19 protein-coding genes are annotated in these 18,242 nt (G+C 68.3%); 3 read left to right on the top strand and 16 right to left on the bottom strand.

The genetic code is table 11. The features are described from left to right. Window positions 1-4: 4 nt before the first annotated feature. From map to dxr, 5 genes are read right to left on the bottom strand one after another with little or no spacing between them, the layout of a single operon-like run. Entirely contained in the window at window positions 5-868 is an 864-nt protein-coding gene (map, locus tag ACFPUZ_RS00960; protein WP_376998959.1) for a type I methionyl aminopeptidase, read from the bottom strand. A gap of 5 nt (window positions 869-873) precedes the next feature. Continuing rightward, complete coding sequence (locus tag ACFPUZ_RS00965) at window positions 874-2,673, bottom strand: penicillin-binding transpeptidase domain-containing protein (protein WP_376998962.1); 1,800 nt, start codon at window positions 2,671-2,673, stop codon at window positions 874-876. A 48-nt stretch (window positions 2,674-2,721) separates the two neighbouring features. Then, on the bottom strand, window positions 2,722-3,879 hold the full coding sequence (ispG, locus tag ACFPUZ_RS00970) for a flavodoxin-dependent (E)-4-hydroxy-3-methylbut-2-enyl-diphosphate synthase (RefSeq protein ID WP_376998965.1): 1,158 nt from the start codon (window positions 3,877-3,879) through the stop codon (window positions 2,722-2,724). Between the two features lie 10 nt (window positions 3,880-3,889). Then, window positions 3,890-5,101: a M50 family metallopeptidase gene (locus tag ACFPUZ_RS00975; RefSeq protein WP_376998968.1), complete on the bottom strand. Its 1,212-nt coding sequence runs from the start codon at window positions 5,099-5,101 to the stop codon at window positions 3,890-3,892. 8 nt (window positions 5,102-5,109) lie between these two features. Next, window positions 5,110-6,285, bottom strand: coding sequence for a 1-deoxy-D-xylulose-5-phosphate reductoisomerase (gene dxr, locus ACFPUZ_RS00980; protein ID WP_376998971.1), 1,176 nt, complete (start codon window positions 6,283-6,285; stop codon window positions 5,110-5,112). 111 nt (window positions 6,286-6,396) lie between these two features. Between dxr and ACFPUZ_RS00985 the strand changes: the two genes are divergently transcribed. Beyond that, window positions 6,397-6,843 carry a DUF2631 domain-containing protein gene (locus tag ACFPUZ_RS00985; protein WP_376998973.1) on the top strand — a complete coding sequence of 149 codons (447 nt, stop codon included), beginning with the start codon at window positions 6,397-6,399 and terminating at the stop codon, window positions 6,841-6,843. Between the two features lie 147 nt (window positions 6,844-6,990). Here the strand turns inward: ACFPUZ_RS00985 and ACFPUZ_RS00990 are convergent, their stop codons facing one another. Genes ACFPUZ_RS00990 through rlmN form a run of 3 tightly spaced genes read right to left on the bottom strand, consistent with a single transcriptional unit; the run spans window position 6,991 to window position 10,391 of the window. Beyond that, window positions 6,991-8,514 carry a hypothetical protein gene (locus tag ACFPUZ_RS00990; RefSeq protein ID WP_376998976.1) on the bottom strand — a complete coding sequence of 508 codons (1,524 nt, stop codon included), beginning with the start codon at window positions 8,512-8,514 and terminating at the stop codon, window positions 6,991-6,993. Then, window positions 8,511-9,275, bottom strand: coding sequence for an ABC transporter ATP-binding protein (locus ACFPUZ_RS00995; protein WP_376998979.1), 765 nt, complete (start codon window positions 9,273-9,275; stop codon window positions 8,511-8,513). Before ACFPUZ_RS00995 ends, ACFPUZ_RS00990 begins: the two co-directional genes overlap by 4 nt. Before the next feature lie 18 nt (window positions 9,276-9,293). Continuing rightward, a complete protein-coding gene (gene rlmN / locus ACFPUZ_RS01000) occupies window positions 9,294-10,391 on the bottom strand; it encodes a dual-specificity RNA methyltransferase RlmN (RefSeq protein ID WP_376998981.1) in 1,098 nt (365 codons plus the stop codon). Window positions 10,392-10,483: 92 nt separating this feature from the next. Here rlmN and ACFPUZ_RS01005 point away from each other — a divergent pair, with 92 nt between their 5' ends. Continuing rightward, complete coding sequence (locus tag ACFPUZ_RS01005) at window positions 10,484-10,906, top strand: LapA family protein (RefSeq protein ID WP_376998983.1); 423 nt, start codon at window positions 10,484-10,486, stop codon at window positions 10,904-10,906. 6 nt (window positions 10,907-10,912) lie between these two features. Here the strand turns inward: ACFPUZ_RS01005 and ACFPUZ_RS01010 are convergent, their stop codons facing one another. From ACFPUZ_RS01010 to rpsB, 5 genes are all read right to left on the bottom strand, one after another. After that, on the bottom strand, window positions 10,913-11,782 hold the full coding sequence (locus ACFPUZ_RS01010; RefSeq protein WP_376998986.1) for a phosphatidate cytidylyltransferase: 870 nt from the start codon (window positions 11,780-11,782) through the stop codon (window positions 10,913-10,915). A gap of 55 nt (window positions 11,783-11,837) precedes the next feature. Continuing rightward, entirely contained in the window at window positions 11,838-12,395 is a 558-nt protein-coding gene (gene frr, locus ACFPUZ_RS01015; RefSeq protein ID WP_376998987.1) for a ribosome recycling factor, read from the bottom strand. Window positions 12,396-12,448: 53 nt separating this feature from the next. Beyond that, window positions 12,449-13,135 (bottom strand): UMP kinase, encoded by a 687-nt coding sequence (pyrH, locus tag ACFPUZ_RS01020; RefSeq protein ID WP_376998990.1) that lies wholly within the window; start codon window positions 13,133-13,135, stop codon window positions 12,449-12,451. Between the two features lie 153 nt (window positions 13,136-13,288). Beyond that, window positions 13,289-14,116 (bottom strand): translation elongation factor Ts, encoded by an 828-nt coding sequence (gene tsf / locus ACFPUZ_RS01025; protein ID WP_376998993.1) that lies wholly within the window; start codon window positions 14,114-14,116, stop codon window positions 13,289-13,291. A 123-nt stretch (window positions 14,117-14,239) separates the two neighbouring features. After that, the gene (gene rpsB, locus ACFPUZ_RS01030) at window positions 14,240-15,109 is read right to left on the bottom strand and encodes a 30S ribosomal protein S2 (RefSeq protein WP_376998995.1); all 870 of its coding nucleotides are present in this window, start codon (window positions 15,107-15,109) and stop codon (window positions 14,240-14,242) included. A gap of 307 nt (window positions 15,110-15,416) precedes the next feature. On the opposite strand from rpsB, the gene ACFPUZ_RS01035 reads away from it, so the two are divergent. Further along, window positions 15,417-15,875 (top strand): peptidoglycan DD-metalloendopeptidase family protein, encoded by a 459-nt coding sequence (locus ACFPUZ_RS01035; protein ID WP_376998998.1) that lies wholly within the window; start codon window positions 15,417-15,419, stop codon window positions 15,873-15,875. Here the strand turns inward: ACFPUZ_RS01035 and ACFPUZ_RS01040 are convergent. The 3 genes from ACFPUZ_RS01040 to ACFPUZ_RS01050 form a co-directional block, all read right to left on the bottom strand. After that, window positions 15,853-16,968, bottom strand: a complete 1,116-nt coding sequence (locus ACFPUZ_RS01040) for a HigA family addiction module antitoxin (RefSeq protein ID WP_376999001.1) — start codon at window positions 16,966-16,968, stop codon at window positions 15,853-15,855. The genes ACFPUZ_RS01035 and ACFPUZ_RS01040 overlap by 23 nt on opposite strands. A 22-nt stretch (window positions 16,969-16,990) precedes the next feature. Next, on the bottom strand, window positions 16,991-17,236 hold the full coding sequence (locus tag ACFPUZ_RS01045) for a type II toxin-antitoxin system RelE/ParE family toxin (RefSeq protein WP_376999002.1): 246 nt from the start codon (window positions 17,234-17,236) through the stop codon (window positions 16,991-16,993). Window positions 17,237-17,356: 120 nt separating this feature from the next. Continuing rightward, complete coding sequence (locus ACFPUZ_RS01050; protein ID WP_376999005.1) at window positions 17,357-18,241, bottom strand: tyrosine recombinase XerC; 885 nt, start codon at window positions 18,239-18,241, stop codon at window positions 17,357-17,359. Window position 18,242: the final 1 nt, after the last annotated feature.

Below are 18,242 nucleotides of genomic sequence, written 5' to 3' on the forward strand. Positions count from 1 at the left end.
GCCGTTAGTCAGCGAGGGTGAGGATCTCGTTGCCGTCTTCGGTGATGACGATGGTGTGCTCGAACTGCGCGGTGAAGCGGAAGTCCGTGTTCTGCACGGTCCAGTCGTTGTCCCAGATGCGGTAGTCCAGCCCGCCGAGGTTGATCATCGGCTCGATGGTCAGGGTCATGCCCGGCTCGAGAATGTCGCGGTAGGCGGTGGAGTCGTAGTGGAGGACCACCAGGCCGTTGTGGAAGGTGGGCCCGACGCCGTGCCCGGTGAAATCGCGGACGACGTTGTAGCCGAAGCGGTTGGCGTAGGACTCGATGACGCGGCCGATGACGTTGATCTCGCGGCCCGGCTTGGCGGCGCGGATGCCGCGCATCATGGCCTCCTCGGTGCGCTCGACGAGCAGGCGGTGCTCCTCGGAGACGTCACCGGCGAGGAAGGTGGCGTTGGTGTCGCCGTGGACGCCATGGATGAAGGCGGTGACGTCGATGTTGACGATGTCCCCGTCCTCGATGACGGTGGAATCCGGGATGCCGTGGCAGATGATCTCGTTCATCGAGGTGCAGCAGGACTTGGGGAATCCCCGGTATCCGAGCGTCGAGGGGTACGCGCCGTGGTCGAGCATGTACTCGTGCGCGATGCGGTCGAGCTCATCGGTGGTCACTCCCGGGGCGACGGCGGCGCCGGCCTCCTTGAGCGCGTTGGCCGCGATCTTCGAGGCCACCCGCATGGCCTCGATAACCTCCGGCGTCTGCACGAAGGGCTCGCCGATGTTCTCCCGGACGTCGTCCTGCCACGCGTACTCGGGGCGCTCGATGTGGTCGGGGACGGTACGGATCGGGGACATGCGGCCTGGGACCAGGGGGGAACGGGAAGTCATGCCTGTCATGGTAGCGCCCGTTCGGCACGCATCCCGTCGAGGGTGGTGAACATATGGTCGGTGATCGCCACCGCGGTCTCCGATCCCCCACCGAGGACGACGAGCGTGGCGAAGGCGATGTCATCGTCCCGGTAACCGGCGAACCAGGCGTGCGAGCCCTCGTTGATCTCGGCCTCACCGGTCTTGCCGTGGATCTCGCCGCCGGCCTGCATGCCGCGGGCGGTGCCCGAGGTGACCACGGCGCGCATCATCTGCTGCAGCTGGGCGATGGCCTCGGGGGCGGGCGCCGGGACTTCCTCGGAGACTTCGGTGGCGTGGCCGTCGATAAGCACGGGGACGGGGGTCTCGCCGCGGGCGGCGGTGGCGGCGACGAGTGCCAGCCCGAAGGGGCTGGCGAGGTCGAGGCCCTGGCCGTAGCCGGCCTCGGTGCGGTCGAGCGGTGTCTCGCCGACGGGGACGGAACCGGTGACGGTGTGCAGGCCGGGAATGCGGTAATCAATGCCCAGGCCGAACTGCTTGCCCACCGCGGCCAGCTCGCCGGGGGCCAGCTGCGTCGAGATGTCGGCGAACGTGGTGTTGCACGAGGACGCGAAGGCGCGCTCGAGCGGCACGCTGCCCAGCGAGAACTGGTTGTAGTTGTTGACGATGCGCCCGTAAATGTTCATCGAACCGGGGCACGGCACGATCGACCCGGTGCCCAGCCCCTGCTTCTCCAGCCCGGCGGTGGCGGTGACGATCTTGAACACCGAACCCGGCGGGTAGAGGCCCGACAGCGCCAGATCGCCCTTCTTGTCGGCGGTCCTCGTCTGCGCGACCGCCAGCACCTGCCCGGTCGAGGGGCGGATGGCCACGAGCATGGCCTCCATGTCCGCCCGCAGGTCGACGGCCTGCTGCGCCGCCTGCTGGATGTCGTGGTCGAGACCGATGCGTATCGACGCCGCGGGTTTCGCCGCGTGGTACTCCACATCGTCGATGGGCGCGCGGTGCTCGTTGACGGCCGTGACCCGCCACCCGTTGGCCCCGTCGAGATCATCGGCGACGATGGCCGACACACGCGCCATGATGTCGGGCGCGAAGGAGGGGTCGCGGTTGACCATGGCGGCCTCGTCGTTGACGATGACGCCCTCGAGATCCGCCAGCTCGTCGCGCACCCGCGGCCCGTCCTGCTGGTCGACGAGGGTGACCGAGTACACGCCCCGCGCCCGGGAGAGCTCCTCCGCCAGGGCGGCGGCATCGAGGCCCGGGATGGTGCGGGCCAGGCGCGCGGCCACCGGGCGGACGTCACTGACCGTGCCCAGATCGACGAGCACCCGGTACTTGGTCCCCGGCTGCAGGATCTCCACCCCGTCGGAGGAGACGACACTGGCCTTCGTCGCCGGGACCGGACGCAGCTCCAGGTGCTGGTTGGCACCCAATCGCGGATGGAGGACGGAGGGCTGCCAGCGGACGGTCCAGTCGCCGCCGGACTTCGTCAGGGTGAGGGAGGTGTCGTAGGAGAGGTGGCGCTCGCGCGGCAGCGTCCAGTCGAGGGTGTACTGCGCGGTGGCCACGTTGTCCCGCACCACGACCTCCCCCAGCGTGGTGCTCAGCTCCTCGGCCTGCAGACCGGTCCAGGTGGCGTCGATGACGTGCCGGGCGGTGGCCGGGTCATCGATGACCGCGGACAGCGCCTCCGCGTCCCGGCTGGTCAGCGCCGCCAGAAAATCCTCCGCCACGGGCGAGGCGTCCAGGGGTTTCGGCGTACATGCCACGAGGCTCCCCGCCAGGGCGGCCACGAGCAGCACCCCACGTACATTCCCTGTCATGCCCGCAGGTTAACAGCCCCGCCGCCCCGCGCCGCCGAGGGACTCGCCCTAGGTGGTCACCTTCACCTCAGGGCGGGTTCCCTCGACCTCCTCGAGGCCCTGTTCCTCCGCGATGCGCAGGGCCTCCTCGATGAGGGTCTCCACGATCTTCGCCTCCGGGACGGTCTTGATCACCTCTCCGCGGACGAAGATCTGGCCCTTGCCGTTGCCGGAGGCCACCCCGAGGTCCGCGTCGCGTGCCTCGCCCGGTCCGTTGACCACGCAGCCCATGACGGCCACGCGCAACGGGAACTCCATGCCCTCGAGGCCGGCGGTGACCTCCTCGGCGAGCTTGTACACGTCCACCTGCGCGCGCCCGCACGAGGGGCAGGACACGATCTCCAGCTTGCGGGGGCGCAGGTTCATCGACTGCAGGATCTGGTCGCCGACCTTGATCTCCTCCACCGGGTCCGCGGAGAGCGAGACGCGGATCGTGTCACCGATGCCCTGGGAGAGCAGCGCGCCGAAGGCCACGGACGACTTGATGGTGCCCTGGAAGGCCGGACCGGCCTCCGTCACGCCGAGGTGCAGGGGGTAGTCACACTGCTCAGCGAGCTGGCGGTAGGCCTCGACCATGATGACCGGGTCGGAGTGCTTGACGGAGATCTTGATGTCCCCGAAACCGTGCTCCTCGAACAGGCCCGCCTCCCACAGCGCAGACTCGACGAGCGCCTCCGGGGTGGCTTTGCCGTACTTCTCCATGAGGCGGGCGTCGAGGGAGCCGCCGTTGACGCCGATGCGGATGGGGATGCCCGCATCCCCGGCCGCCTTCGCGACCTCCTTGACCCGGCCGTCGAACTCCTTGATGTTGCCGGGGTTGACGCGCACGGCCGCGCACCCGGCGTCGATGGCGGCGAAGATGTACTTCGGCTGGAAGTGGATGTCCGCGATGACGGGGATCGGCGACTTCTTCGCGATGATCGGCAGTGCCTCCGCGTCGATCGTCTTCGGGCACGCCACGCGCACGATGTCACAGCCCGAGGCGGTGAGCTGGGCGATCTGCTGCAGGGTGGCGTTGATGTCGTGGGTCTTGGTGGTGGTCATGGACTGCACCGAGATCGGATGGTCCGACCCGACCCCGACGTTGCCGACCATCAGCTGGCGGGTCTTGCGGCGCGGTGCGAGGGTGGGGGGTGGGGCGTCCGGGATACCAAGTCCGATGTTCATGCGCCCAACTCTAGCCGAACAGCCTCACCGGGTTGACCACGTCAGCGACGATGACCAGGCCGCCGATGGTGAGCAGCACCGCGGCCATCGCGTAGGTCACCGGCAGCAGCTTCTCGTAGTTGGCGGGACCGGCCGGGGCCAGGCCGCGCAGGCGGCGGAAGAAGTCCCGCACCTTCTCCCACAGCACCACCGCGATGTGCCCGCCGTCGAGCGGCGGCAGTGGCACGAGGTTGAACAGGGCGAGGAAGAAGTTGAGCGAGGCGAGCATCATCCAGAACATGTTCCACAGGGAGCGCTCCACCAGTTCGCCGCCGAGGCGGGAGGCGCCGACCACGCTCATCGGCCCCTCCATGTCGCGCTCGGCACCGAAGATGGAGGCCACGACACCGGGGATCTTCGCCGGGAAGGAGGCGAGGCCGCGGACGGTGGCGTCGAGAAGATCCCAGGTGAAGGCGCCGGTGGCGCCGACCGCCTCGACCGGACCGTAGCTCACCCACGCGTTGTCGATCGGTGCGCTGCTCAAGCCGACCGCGCCGGCGGTGACCTCGTTCCCGGCGGCGTCGAGACGCGTCACGGGGGCCACGGGCACGGTGACGTCGAAGGTGCGCGAACCCCGCTCGACGGTGAGGACCACGTCCTCACCGGGCCGGGTGAGCACCGTCTCGCGCAGGTTGGTGAAGGAGTCCACCGCCTCCCCGTCGATGGCGAGGATCCGGTCGCCGACCTGCACGCCGGCCTCCCCGGCGGGGCCCGTGCCGGAACAGTCGGCGAGGGTGTCCGGGCCGGTCTGGTCGGAGACGCAGGAGACCTCGCCGACGGTGGGAGTGGTGTCGATGTTCGGGTTGGGCAGCCCGGAGGTCACCGCCAGGCCGTAGATGATGATGACCCCGACGATGACGTTCATGATCACGCCGCCCGAGAGCACCGCCACCCGCTGCCACCACGGCTTGTCCACCATGGCGTGCGGCTTCTCCTCCGGGGTGAGCTCATCCTGGGCGGTCATGCCCGCGATGTCGCAGAAGCCACCGAGCGGTAAAGCCGCCAGACCGTAGGTCGTGTGCCCGCGCCGGCGGGACCACACCGTCGGGCCGAAGCCGATGAAGAAGCGCCGCACGCGCATGCCGAAGGCCCGCGCGGTGAACATGTGGCCCGCCTCGTGCAGGGCGATGGTCACCGCGATACCCAGGGCGAACAGGAACACGCCGAGCAGATAACCGCCCACAGCTCTCCTTAGTACTTGTCGATGATCGCGTTGGCCCGCGACCGGGCCTCCGCCTCAACCGCCAGGATGTCGTCGACGGTCGACGGTACACCAGCAAACTGGGCGGCCCCTGCGAGGACCTCGGCGACCGTGTCCACGATCTGCGGGAAGCGGATCCGACCGCCCAGGAACGCCGCCGCCGCCTCCTCATTGGCCGCGTTGTACACCGCCGGGAAGGTGCCCCGGCTCGTGGCCACTTCCCGGGCGAGGCGCACGGCGGGGAAGGCCTGCTCGTCGAGGGGCTCGAAACGCCAGTCATGCACCCGGGTGAAGTCGAGCGCGGGCTGCGCACCCGCCACCCGGTGCGGCCAGTGGAGAGCCAGGGAGATCGGCAGCTTCATCGAGGGCGGCGAGGCCTGCGCGATGGTCGCCCCGTCCCGGAAGGTGACCATGGAATGGATGATGGACTGCGGGTGAACCGTCACCTCGACCCGCTCGGCGGGGATGTCGAAGAGCAGGGTGGCCTCGATGAGTTCCAGTCCCTTGTTGATGAGCGTCGCCGAATTGAGCGTGTTCATCTGCCCCATCGACCACGTCGGGTGCGCGGCCGCCTGCGCCGGAGTGACATCCCACATCTGCTCCCGACTCCACCCGCGGAAAGGGCCGCCGGAAGCGGTGAGCACGAGGCTCTCCACCTCCACCGCGGTGCCCGAGTGCAGGCACTGGGCCATGGCGGAATGCTCCGAGTCCACGGGCACGATCTGGCCCGGGGCGGCCGCCGCCATGACGAGGTCACCGCCGGCGACGAGGGACTCCTTGTTGGCCAGCGCCAGCACCGCCCCCGATTCGATGGTCGCCAGCGTGGCCGCCAGCCCCATCGACCCGACCAGGGCATTGAGCACCGTGTCCGCCTCGACCGCGCGCACCAGATCCTCCGCCGCGGTGGGCCCGGCGATGACCGGCCCGCCGAGGGCCTCCGCCACCTGCGCCGCCGCCTGCTCCCCGGCCACCGCCACCCGCTCCGGGGCCAGCCCCAGCTGGCGGGCCTGGGCGATGAGCAGCTCCGGGTCCGAGCCGCCCGCCGCGATCCCGACCACCTCAAACAGCTCCGGGTTGGCCACGGCCACCTCGATCGCCTGCGTCCCGATTGACCCGGTGGAACCGAGGAGGAGAATACGCCTGGGGGTGTCAGCAGAAGTTTTCACGCGCTCCATTGTGTCACTGCTCAACTCTTGGGGGTGTTTTGTCGCACCTGGCTGAACTATGTGCAAAGATATGGGGCAAGTTAAACCTGCCTTCATGACAAGGAGAACAACGTGGCTGCTTCCCACGAGATCGTGCCTGAGGTCCACAACGGAACCTCCACCCTGGATGTGCCCTCCGCCGCTTTCGGCTGGAGTGAGCTGTCCCGGACCACCGTCCAGGTCGCGGGTTGGGTGTCGGTCCTGATCCTGCTGGGATACAACTTCGGCAACCACGAGGGCCACGTCGAGACCATCTGGCTGCTCAGCATCGCCGCCCTCGTCGCCGTCGGCCTGCTCATTCACCTGTTTGAGCCGAAGCTCTCCCAGGTCCGCACCCTGTCGGCCCGCAACCAGCCGATCAACCACAAGGAGCCGGACTGGAACTACAACCAGAAGACGCTCTCCGGCACCTACGCTGAGCTCTCCGACTCCCAGCTGCGCGCCCTCAACATCGATCCGGCCCGCGTGCGTCACCTGCGCGCCGGTTCCACCGCCGCTGCCGAGCTCGAGACCCGCTAAGCAGCACGGTTCTCCACCGCCCTCCCCCACCGGGAGGGCGGTTTTTTCATGCCCGCGTGCGGGCGTACCCCGCTGTCCCCGGGGACGCGGCAAATCCCCTGGTGGCGATCAGCGCCGGGACACAGAGGGGTACGCGCGCACGCGGCTTCAGTTCACCCAGCGGGAGACCTTGTCGTAGATCTCCGGCAGATGCGTCTCCACCCGCCGCTGCGCCACCCGCAGGCACAGCCAGTAGAAAGCGGCGGGCAGGGCGAGGGCCAGGAGCAGCCCGGGGACGACCCACCCGAAGGCGACGAGCGCCGCTCCGGGGGCCGCCGGGATCCAGCCGAGCAGCAGGGACCCGAAGGCCGCGACGAACGCCGCCCCGGAGAAGCCCGATTTGTCCGCCCACGGGCTGGTCCCCGGCCGGGCGGTGGGGAAAGGATTGTGGGTGTTCAGCAGCAGGGCGAGTCCGGCCACCGAGACGAGCAGACCGAGGGAGACCACCGCCACCAGCGCGGCGCGGGTGGTGTTCTCCGCCAGAAGGACGGCGGCGACATCGACCACGAGCACCAGCACCAGCATCGGGGTGAGCTGCGCCAGGTGGCGCGCCAGGAGCAGGGTGCGGGCGGGCACGCCGGAGACGATGTGGGACCAACCGGCGGGGCCGTCGTAGCCGAAGTCGTTGCTGGCCAGGGCCCCCGACATGAGCGCCAGCAGCACCATCCCGATGTAGAGGGTGGAATCGTCGACGAGCACGCCCTGCACCAGCAGGACCAGGGCGATGACCGGGAAGGAGGCGATGGCGCCGACCATGCGGGGATCGCGGCGGAAGTAGCGCACCCCGCGGGAGTAGATCATCGTGCCCGCAGAATACGGCAGCCCCGGCAGGAGCACCTGCTCCCGGCGCTGCGTCACCTCCTCGCGGGTGACGGCGTCAAGGGGCGCGTCGAGCCGTCGCGCGATGACCCGCCGCCACCACCACACCCCGAGCGCGACGGTGAGCGCAGTGACGGCCAGGTGCCCCAGGAACGCACCCGGGTGGTGCGCCGCCCCCAGGGCCGCGGGCGCGCCGACCGGGGTCCAGGCCAGGAGGCGGCCGATCCGGTCGAGCGGGACGTTCTCCAGCCCGAAGGACATGAGCATGTTGAAGCCGAAGATCATGACGATGACCAGGACACCGCTGAGGATGTTCATCCGCTCGGAGGACACCCGTCCCCCGCCCGAGCTGGCCATGCGGGCCAGTTCGCCGAGCAGCAGGGTCATGACGAGTACGAGCGGCATGACGACAATCCACCACCAGCCGGACAGCCACACCGCCACGCCCGTGGCGAGCACGGTGCTCACGGCGGCGATGAGGCCCCGGCTGGTGAGCAGCGTCGCCCACCCCATCGCCGGCAGCAGTTCACGTTCGCTGAGCGGCAGGGTGGCGAAGTCCGCGGCGCGCAGCTGAGATTCCCCGGAGGGAATGACCACGCCGACGGCCACGTAGGCCAGGACGCCGAGCCCCGTCATGCCGACGATGCCCCACGCCCGGTCCGCGGGGTCGAGCATCCACACGCTCAACGTCAGGCTCACCAGGCCGATGAGCGCATAGATGGCGATGAGCACCGCCATGATGAGGGCGGCGCTGTTGTCTGTGAAGGATCTCCGCCACAGCGTGCGGTGCAGGCGCAGCAGCAGGGAGGTCATCGCAGCCACCCCAGGGAGTCATCGTCGAGGTCGCGGCCACCGACGAGGCGCACGAAGGTGTCCACCAGGCTCGCGCCCGCCCGCACGTCGTCCACGTGGCCCGCGGCCAGCACCCGCCCCTGGTCGATGATGGCGACGTGGTCGCACAGCCCCTCCACCAGCTCCATGACGTGGGAGGAGAGCACGACCGTGCCACCGCGCGCCGCGTAGCGACGCAGAATCTGCTGGATGTGCCGCCCCGACACCGGGTCCACGGCCTCGAGGGGCTCATCGAGGATGAGGATCTCCGGGTTGTGCAGCAGCGCGCCGGCCAGGAGGATCTTCTTCGTCATGCCGGCGGAATAGTCGACGATGAATTTCGGGCCGGCGTCGGCGAGGCCGAGGGCGTCGAGAAGCTCGGTGGCCCTGCGCTCGACCTCGGCGGCGGGCAGGCCGCGCAGCCCGCCCAGGTACTGCAGGTATTCGCGGCCGGACAGGCGGTCGAAGACCGGCACCCCGTCGACGAGCAGGCCCATCGCCTGCTTCGCGGGGAGCGGGTCCTGCCAGACGTCATGCCCCGCCACCCAGACGCGGCCCTCCGTGGGGCGCGCCAGGCCGGCGACCATGGAGATCATCGTCGTCTTGCCCGCGCCGTTGGGGCCGACGATGCCGTAGATCGACCCGCGGGGGATGTCGAGGGAGAGCTTATCCACGGCGCGGTGCTCCCCGAAGACCTTCGTCAGGTCCCGCACCACGAGGGCTTGCTTGGTCGGATCAGTCATGCCCCCAAGGTAGCGCCGCTATTTCTCCTCTGCAGCAAGCTGGCCGCAGGCTGCGGCGATTTCCTGGCCGCGGGTGTCGCGCACCGTGCACGGCACGCCCTGCGCGATGACGCGGCGGACGAACTCGTCCTGCCGCTCCTTCGGCGAGGCGTCCCACTTCGAGCCCGGGGTCGGGTTGAGGGGGATGAGGTTGACGTGCACCTTGGGGCCGAGCGCCTTGTGCAGTTTCTTGCCCAGCAGGTCGGCGCGCCAGTCCTGGTCGTTGATGTCGCGGATGAGGGCGTACTCGATGGACACGCGGCGGCCGGACTTGTCGGCGTAGTAGCGGGCGGCGTCGAGCACCTCCTGGACCGTGAAACGGTTGTTGATGGGCACGAGCGTGTCGCGGAGCTCATCGTCCGGGGTGTGCAGGGAGACCGCCAGTCGGACCGACATGTTCTCGTCAGCCAGCTTGCGGATCGCCGGCGCCAGCCCCACCGTGGAGACGGTGACGTTGCGCTGGGAGATGCCGAAGCCCTGCGGGGAGGGCTGGGTGATCTGGCGGACCGCGGAGACGACCCGCTTGTAGTTGGCCAGCGGCTCCCCCATGCCCATGAACACGATGTTGCTCAGGCGGGAACCCTCCGCCTCCATCGTGGCGGCGGCGGCCCGTACCTGGTCCACGATCTCGGAGGCCGAGAGGTTGCGGTCGAGGCCCGCCTGGCCGGTGGCGCAGAAGGGGCACGCCATGCCGCAGCCGGCCTGGGAGGAGATGCACAGCGTCGCCCGGTCCGGGTAGCGCATGAGCACCGACTCGAGCAGGGTGCCGTCGTTGAGACGCCACAGCGACTTGGTGGTGCTGCCGTCATCGGTCTCGATGGAACGCACCGGGGAGAGCAGCGTGGGGAACAGCTCCCGCGTGATGGACTCCCGGGCCGCCACCGGCAGATCCGTCATGGTGGAGGGGTCCGCCTCGAAGCGCCCGTAGTAGTGGCGGGCGACCTGGTCGGCGCGGAACTTGGGCAGTCCGAGGTCGGTGATGCGGGCGATGCGTTCCTCGGGGGTGAGGTCGGCGAAGTGGGTGGGCGGCATGCCCCGCTTGGGGGCGGAGAACTGGAGGGTCACGGGTTCAGCCATAATGCCCCCCATCTTGGCACGTCATCGGGTTGTTACCCAAGTATTCGGCGTTGTACGTGGCGGAACTCGCACGTACAGCGTTGAATGATGGTATGACACGACCACATGACAACGATCCGGTGTACGACATGGACCCGGAGCGCACACCCGCCGTCCGCGATGAACCCATGCCGGATCATCTCGACGAGTACCGCGATGTCCACGCGGAGGAACTCCCCACCCGGGGGCCGGTCACGGAGACGACCGTGGAGACGAAGGTGAAGAACTCGGTGGCCGGCGGCACCTGGGCGGCGCTCATCATCGGCGCGCTGCTGCTCATCGCCCTGCTGGTGTTCATCCTGCAGAACCAGCAGCAGGTGGAGCTGAACATCCTGTCGTGGACGTTCCACTTCCCCGCCGGTATCGGCTATCTGTTCTCCGCCATCACGGGCGCGCTCATCATGGCGCTGGTCGGCGGGGTGCGGATGTTCGAGCTGCGCCGCCAGGTGAAGCGCCAGCGCAAGCTGCTCGGCTGAGCCGGGCTATCCGCCGAGGACGCTGAGCACGAGCCACGTCACCATGGCCGAGGGCAGCATGCCATCGAGGCGGTCCATGAGGCCGCCGTGGCCGGGCAGCAGCGTCGACATGTCCTTGATGCCCAGCTCGCGCTTGAACTGGGACTCCACCAGGTCACCGAGGGTGGCGCACACGACCAGCCCCACGCCCATGAGCGCGCCGATCCACCACGCCTCGTGCAGCAGGAGGGACACGGTGAGCGCACCGGTGACACTGCCGCCGATGACGGAACCCGCAAAGCCCTCCCAGGACTTCTTGGGGCTCACGGCCGGGGCCATCGGGTGGGAGCCGAACATGACACCGGCGATGTAGCCGCCGGTGTCGGAGGCCACCACGCACAGCATGAAGGTGATGATGAACAGGCTCCCCGGTACCCCGTCAGAGGAGAGCAGGGAGAGCATCGCCGCGAAGCTGGCGAACAGCGGGATCCAGGTGAGCACGAAGATGGCCACCGCGGTGTCCCGGAGATAGTTCTGCGGCGGGGTAGTCCGGCCGTGGTAGAACAGCCGCCCGAACATCATGAACAGCACGGCGGTGACGTAGGCCGCCACCAGGCCGGTGGTGCCGAAGGGCCAGGACAGCCACACCATGAGCTGCCCCAGCACGAGCATGGGCACCCGGGGGATGAAGTAGGAGCGCTCGCGCAGTCGCACGACCACCTCCCACGTCGCCACGCCCACCGCGGCGGCCACCAGGGGGTACCAGCCGACCGGGCCGATCCACACGGCCAGCAGGACCAGCCCGCCGAGCAGGGCGCTGACGCCGATCGCCGCCGGCAGGTTGCGGCCGGCGGAGTTCTTCGGCTTCGGCAGGTGACCCAACTTGGGTTCGCTCACCGGGAGACTCCTGGGGTGTGGGGAACGGGGGACGGGAAGATTCGGAGGGGAGGTGCTAGACCTCCATCAGCTCATCTTCCTTGCGGGACACGATCTCGTCGATCTGGGAGACGTAGGTCGCGGTGACCTTGTCCAGCTCCTTCTCCGCGGCCTGGACCTCGTCCTCGCCGGCGTCGCCGTCCTTCTGCAGCTTCTTCAGCTGCTCCATCCCCTTGCGGCGGATGTTGCGGATGGCGATCTTGCCGTCCTCGCCCTTGCCCTTGGCGACCTTGACCATGTCCTTACGACGCTCCTCGGTCAGCTGCGGGATGGTCACGCGCAGGACCTGGCCGTCGTTGGTGGGGTTGACGCCGAGGTCGGAGTTACGGATGGCGTTCTCGATGTCGTTCATGACGCTCATCTCGTACGGCTTGATGATGAGCATGCGCGGCTCGGGGACCGAGATCGTCGCCATCTGGGTGATCGGGGTGGGCACGCCGTAGTAGTCGGCGATGACGCTGTTGAACATCGCCGGGTTGGCACGGCCGGTACGGATCGTGGTCAGATCCTCACGGGTGTGCTCGACGGTGTGGGTCATACGGTCCTCGGACTCGAGGAGGATGTCGTCGATCATGGGTCGGGCCTTTCTTAAGGTGTGTTTACCTGCATCAATCTACCAGGACGGACTCAGGACTTGACCAGCGTGCCGATCTGCTCCCCCGCCACGGCGCGGGCGATGTTGCCGTCGGTGAGCAGGTTGAACACCAGGATCGGCATGTCGTTGTCCATGCAGAGGGAGAAGGCGGTGGCGTCGGCGACCTTGAGGCCCTTCTCGATGACCTCGCGCGGGGTGATCTCCGTGTACAGCTCGGCGTCCGGGTTGGTGCGCGGGTCATCCGAGTACACGCCGTCGACACCCTTGGCCAGGAAGAGGACGTCGCAGCCGATCTCCAGGGCGCGCTGGGCGGCGGTGGTGTCGGTGGAGAAGTACGGCATGCCCATGCCGGCGCCGAAGATGACCACGCGACCCTTCTCCAGGTGGCGGGCGGCGCGCAGCGGCAGGTAGGGCTCGGCGACCTGGGCCATGTTGATGGCGGTCTGCACGCGGCAGTCGACGCCCTTCTGCTGGAGGAAGTCCTGCAGTGCCAGGCAGTTCATCACCGTGCCGAGCATGCCCATGTAGTCGGAGCGGGCGCGGTCCATGCCGCGCTGCTGCAGCTCCGCACCGCGGAAGAAGTTGCCGCCGCCGATGACCACGGCGATCTCCGCGCCGGTGTTGGCCACCTCGGCGATCTGGCGGGCGACGTTCTCGACGACGTCGGGATCGATGCCGACCTCGCCTCCGCCGAACATCTCACCTCCGAGCTTCAACATGACGCGCTTGTAGCTGGTCCGTTTCGGGCTGGGGTTGGTCACCGTATGAGCTCCTTGAGAAGGGGGCGGCTGAATCGGGTCCATCCTATCCCGTGGCCCCAAGACGCGAAAACCGCCGCGCCCCGAGGGGCGCGGCGGTCGTCGATAAGCGGCTTAGGCCTGGCCGACCTCGAAGCGCTGGAAGCCGGTCAGGGTGACGCCGGCGTCATCCATGAGCTGCTTCACGGTCTTCTTGGAGTCGGCGACGGAGGTCTGCTCGAGCAGGACGACGTCCTTGTAGAAGCCGTTGAGGCGACCCTCGACGATCTTCGGGATGGCCTGCTCCGGCTTGCCCTCCTCGCGGGTGATCTGCTCCGCGATGGAGCGCTCCTTCTCGACGACCTCAGCCGGGACGTCCTCACGGGTGAGGTAGCCGGCCTTGAGGGCGGCGACCTGCATAGCGGCGGCCTTGGCGGCAGCCTCGGCCTCAGCACCGGAACCGGTGTAGGCGACGAGCACGCCGACGGCCGGCGGCAGGTCGGAGGCACGCTGGTGCAGGTACACGGCGACGTTGTCGCCCTCGACGGTGGCGGCGCGACGCAGCTCGAGCTTCTCGCCGATCTTGGCGGACATCTCCTGCAGCACCTCGGCGGCCGGCTTGCCGTCGACGTCAGCGGCGGCGAGCTCCTCCGGGGTGTTGGCCTTGGCGGCGGCGGCAGCCTCGGCGATCGTGGCGGCGAGCTCCTTGAACTCGGAGTTCTTGGCCACGAAGTCGGTCTCGGAGTTGATCTCCACCATGGTGTTGCCGGAGACGGCGATCAGGCCCTCGGAAGCCGAGCGCTCGGCACGCTTGCCCACGTCCTTCGCACCCTTGATGCGCAGGATCTCAACAGCCTTGTCGAAGTCACCATTGGACTCCTCCAGGGCCTTCTTGCAGTCGAGCATGCCGGAGCCGGTGAGCTCGCGGAGCTTCTTGACGTCTGCAGCAGTGTAGTTCGCCATAGTCGGGGCGATCCTCCTCGTATCGGAACGGTTATCGACCACACAGCGTAGTCGATGGGAAAGGCCCCCGCCGCGTACACGACCGGCGGGGGCCTCAAAGGGGTTCAGGCCAGGCGCCTGGATTTAGTTCTCGGCACCCTCGGTGGCCTCGGCAGCCTCAGCTGCGGGAGCCTCGGTGTCGACAGCAGCCTCGACGGCCTCGGCGATCGGAGCCTCGGTCTGCTCGGCAGCCTTCTCGGCGTCGGCGGCGGCCTTCTCCTGGGTGTCGCCGGCAGCCTCGCGGGAAGCGGCAAGCTGACGCTCCTCGCGTGCCTTCTTGCCCTCCTCCACAGCGGTGGAGATGACGCGGGACAGCAGGGCGGTGGAGCGGATGGCGTCGTCGTTGCCCGGGACCGGCCAGTCGACGACGTCCGGGTCGCAGTTGGTGTCCAGGATCGCCACAACCGGGATGTTGAGCTTGTGGGCCTCGTTGACCGCGATGTGCTCCTTGTTGGTGTCGATCACCCAGAGAGCGGACGGGATGCGGGTCATGTCGGCGATACCACCCAGGACGCGCTCCAGCTTGGTGCGCTCGCGGGTGAGCATGAGGATCTCCTTCTTGGTGCGACCCTCGTAGCCGTCCTCGGCAGCATCCATGGCCTGCAGCTCCTTGAGGCGGTGCAGACGCTTGGAGACGGTCTGGAAGTTGGTCAGCATGCCGCCCAGCCAACGGTGGTTGACGTAGGGCATTCCGACGCGGTCGGCCTCGACCTGAACGGCCTCCTGGGCCTGCTTCTTGGTGCCGACGAACAGGATGGAACCGCCGTGGGCGACGGTCTCCTTGACGAACTCGAACGCTGCGTCGATGTAGGTCAGGGTCTGCTGCAGGTCGATGATGTAGATGCCGTTGCGGTCGGTGAAGATGAAGCGACGCATCTTCGGGTTCCAACGACGGGTCTGGTGGCCGAAGTGGACACCGGCATCGAGAAGTTCGCGCATGGTAACGACTGCCATGTCACGCTCACTTTCTGGTAGTTTTCGGTTTTCTGATCTGTGACGTGCAGGTTTTGTCCTGCACCCTAGCGACGAGGCCGACCGCCGACACCCGGATATCCGGGACCAGGTCAACGTCGGTGTTCCCCGCCGCGCGTAGTCAGCGCACCCTTTCGGGCACACTGCTGGCGCCCACTTTAGCCCCCTGGCCTGCGTTCTCCAAACCGAGCGGCGGAGTTGTCCACAGGCCCGTCACACCCGCCCCACCATCCACAGGCTCCGTGCTTATCGACGCCCCCGTGCCCGCCGCGACGTTAACGTGACGGGCATGCGGTGGTTCGTGGTGCTCCTTTTGTTCCTGCTGGTCGCGGCGGGCGTTCCCGCCCACGCCTACGTCTCCCCCACCGGCTCCGTGCACGTACTGCGCGCCTTCGACCGTCCCGAGCACAACTGGCTGCCCGGGCACCGCGGTGTGGACCTCGCCCTGCCCGTGGGCGGCGCAGTGGTGGCGGCCGGAGACGGGGTGGTGGCGTTTGCGGGCGTGGTCGCGGGGACGCCGACGGTCTCGGTGGATCATGCCGACGGGGTGCGCACCACCTATCAGCCGGTGCACGCGCGGGTGGCGCGGGGCGAGGGGGTGCGGGAGGGCCAGGCGCTGGGAGTGCTCGGGCACCCGGTCGACGGCTGGCCCGGCCTGCACTGGGGCGCGCGGCGGGGGGCCGACGACTACCTCAATCCCTTGGGGCTACTGGATGCGCCGGTGATCAGGCTGAAGCCGAACCCCTGAGGGGGCGGGGCGCGTCCCACGCTTCCAGGTGCGGGACTGCCGAGATCGCATCCCGCACCAGCGTCGTGCTCCACGGGATGCGTCCCTCCTTCTGCAGGCAGCCGATGAGCACCAGCGGATGCACATCCAACCGACGCGCCTCAGCGTCTACCCACGTCCTGGTGATCCGGCCTGGGACCGTGGCAATGTCGCCTGCCAGGGCTAATGATCCTGCCAACTCATCGGCCTCCCGCTCCCACAGTTCCTCGCTCGGGGTGGCGAGGTCGTCTGCAATGACGCCTCCGGCCTGCTCGACGTGCCCGAGCAGAACGTGAGCCGACTCATGGAGGATGGTGAACAGGACCTTGTCCAGTCGCTTTCCGCGCCCAGAAATGCCGATGACCGGGGCGCCACCTAGAAGTAGCGCACACCCGTCCAGCTTTCCCCCCGGGAAAGCTTCGAGATACACCAGACGCACCCCTGCCTCCGCGAAGGAAGCCTGAAAGTTGGCCATGGACGACGGCTGGCGGACTGCCGACGACAGTCCCCGCACTACACCTTCGAACGCCTCCCGATCATAGGGAGCGGCCCACAGCTGTCCGGCAACCTGCCGCACACAAGCCACCCACGCACGCTGGACCAGGGTGACCGTCTCATCCGAATTGCTGCGACGGGGCGCGAAGGATATTTCGGGGACGTCATCGAGTGAACCCATCCCCAGCAATCCCACAATGTCACGCGCCTGTTCCTCTGGTGGCCCCTCAGAGACGAAGCCCCGCTTTTGCAGCTCCCGGACGGGCGCAAGCTCCCGCAGGCGAGCCCGGAGGCGCACCGCATCGATGGACGCCTGCACCTGTTCGTCCTGGGACTGCACCCACAGAAGGTAGGTTTCCTGCAGGTTGAGCCACAATTGCGCCGATGTCCCCAGAGCCGCTCCGATCTGCGCGGCAGATTCCCGCGTGATCTCGCGCTTCCCAGTGATGACCTCTGACACGAACTGAACCGGTCGGCCGAGAACTGCGGCGAAGTCCTGCTGCGTCCAGCCTCGCGCTTCAAGCTCCTCTGCCAGAAACTCGCCGGCAGGGAACGCCTCGGCCACAGACGTCGCGTCCATTCTTTTCACCTCCTTCCCTTCCTCATCGGTGGTAGTCGAGCATTTCCAGAATCACGACCAGCCGCCCGACCTCATCGGTGTCGAACCGGAGGATCAACCGGTACTTCCGGTTCAGGCGAATGGAGAATGTGCCAGCGCGATCGCCCGACAGCTTTTCCAGGTGCAGGGACTTCATGGCCCTGAGATCTCGTTCATCGGCTGAGCTCTTGATGACCTCCGCGCCCCATCGCGCTGCCTTGTAGCTCGGGTCGCGGGCGATCAGTTCCAACTCTCGGTCTGAAAAAAGACCCGCAACAACCCTCCTCACCGGGAGCGGAACAAGTAGTCAGTATGGCTGCATCACGGCTTCCATGAATCAGCGTATCCGAGTAGCGTGGGTTCGGCAAGATCACGCCCGCGGGTGCGCCTGCTTGAACACGTCCTTGAGCCGCTCCGCCGAGACGTGCGTGTAGATCTGCGTGGTCTGCAGTGAGGCGTGCCCCAGCATCTCCTGCACCACGCGTAGGTCGGCCCCGCCTTCGAGCAGGTGGGTCGCGGCGGTGTGCCGCAGCCCGTGCGGGGTGATGCGCTGCCCGGTCACCTGTCCGGCCTTCTCCACGACGCGGCGCACCTGGCGGGGATCGATGCGCCGCCCGCGCACGCCGACGAACAGCGCCGGGGTGTCCCCCGCCAGCTCGGCGCGCCCACGGTCGAGCCAGGCGATGACGGCCTCGGCGGCGGCCTCCCCGAAGGGGACGACGCGCTCCTTGTCACCCTTGCCCAGCACGCGCACCGTGCGCCGGTTCAGGTCGAGGTCGGCGACGTTGATGCCCGTCAGTTCCGAGACGCGCACCCCCGTGGCGTAGAGCATCTCCAGCATGGCGGTGTCTCGAAGGAATTCGATCTCGTCGGCGGAGGCCGCGTTGCCGACGAACTCCCCCGCCTTCGCCACTCCGAGCACTTCCGGGAGGTGTCGACTCACCTTTGGGGAGACCAGGCGGGCGGCGACATCGGAATCGAGGTGCCCCTGGCGCAGCGCCCACGTGGAGAAGCTGCGGGCGGAGGCCGTGCGCCGGGCGATGGTGGCCCGCGACCGCCCCTCCCGCACCGCCGCCGCCAGCCAGGCGCGCAGGGCGGGGAGGGTGAAACCGGCGAAGCCCTCCACCGACTCGGCCAGCGAGAGCAGGTCGGAGCGGTAGCCGCGGACTGTGGCCTCGGAGCGGCCGAGCACGAGTCGGGAGTGGTCGGCGAAGTCCTCGATCGCCGCCACCAGCTGTGACTCGTGTGCACTCATG

It is taken from the genome of Corynebacterium nasicanis (assembly GCF_042658165.1).
In the GTDB taxonomy this organism is placed as follows: Bacteria; Actinomycetota; Actinomycetes; order Mycobacteriales; family Mycobacteriaceae; genus Corynebacterium; species Corynebacterium nasicanis.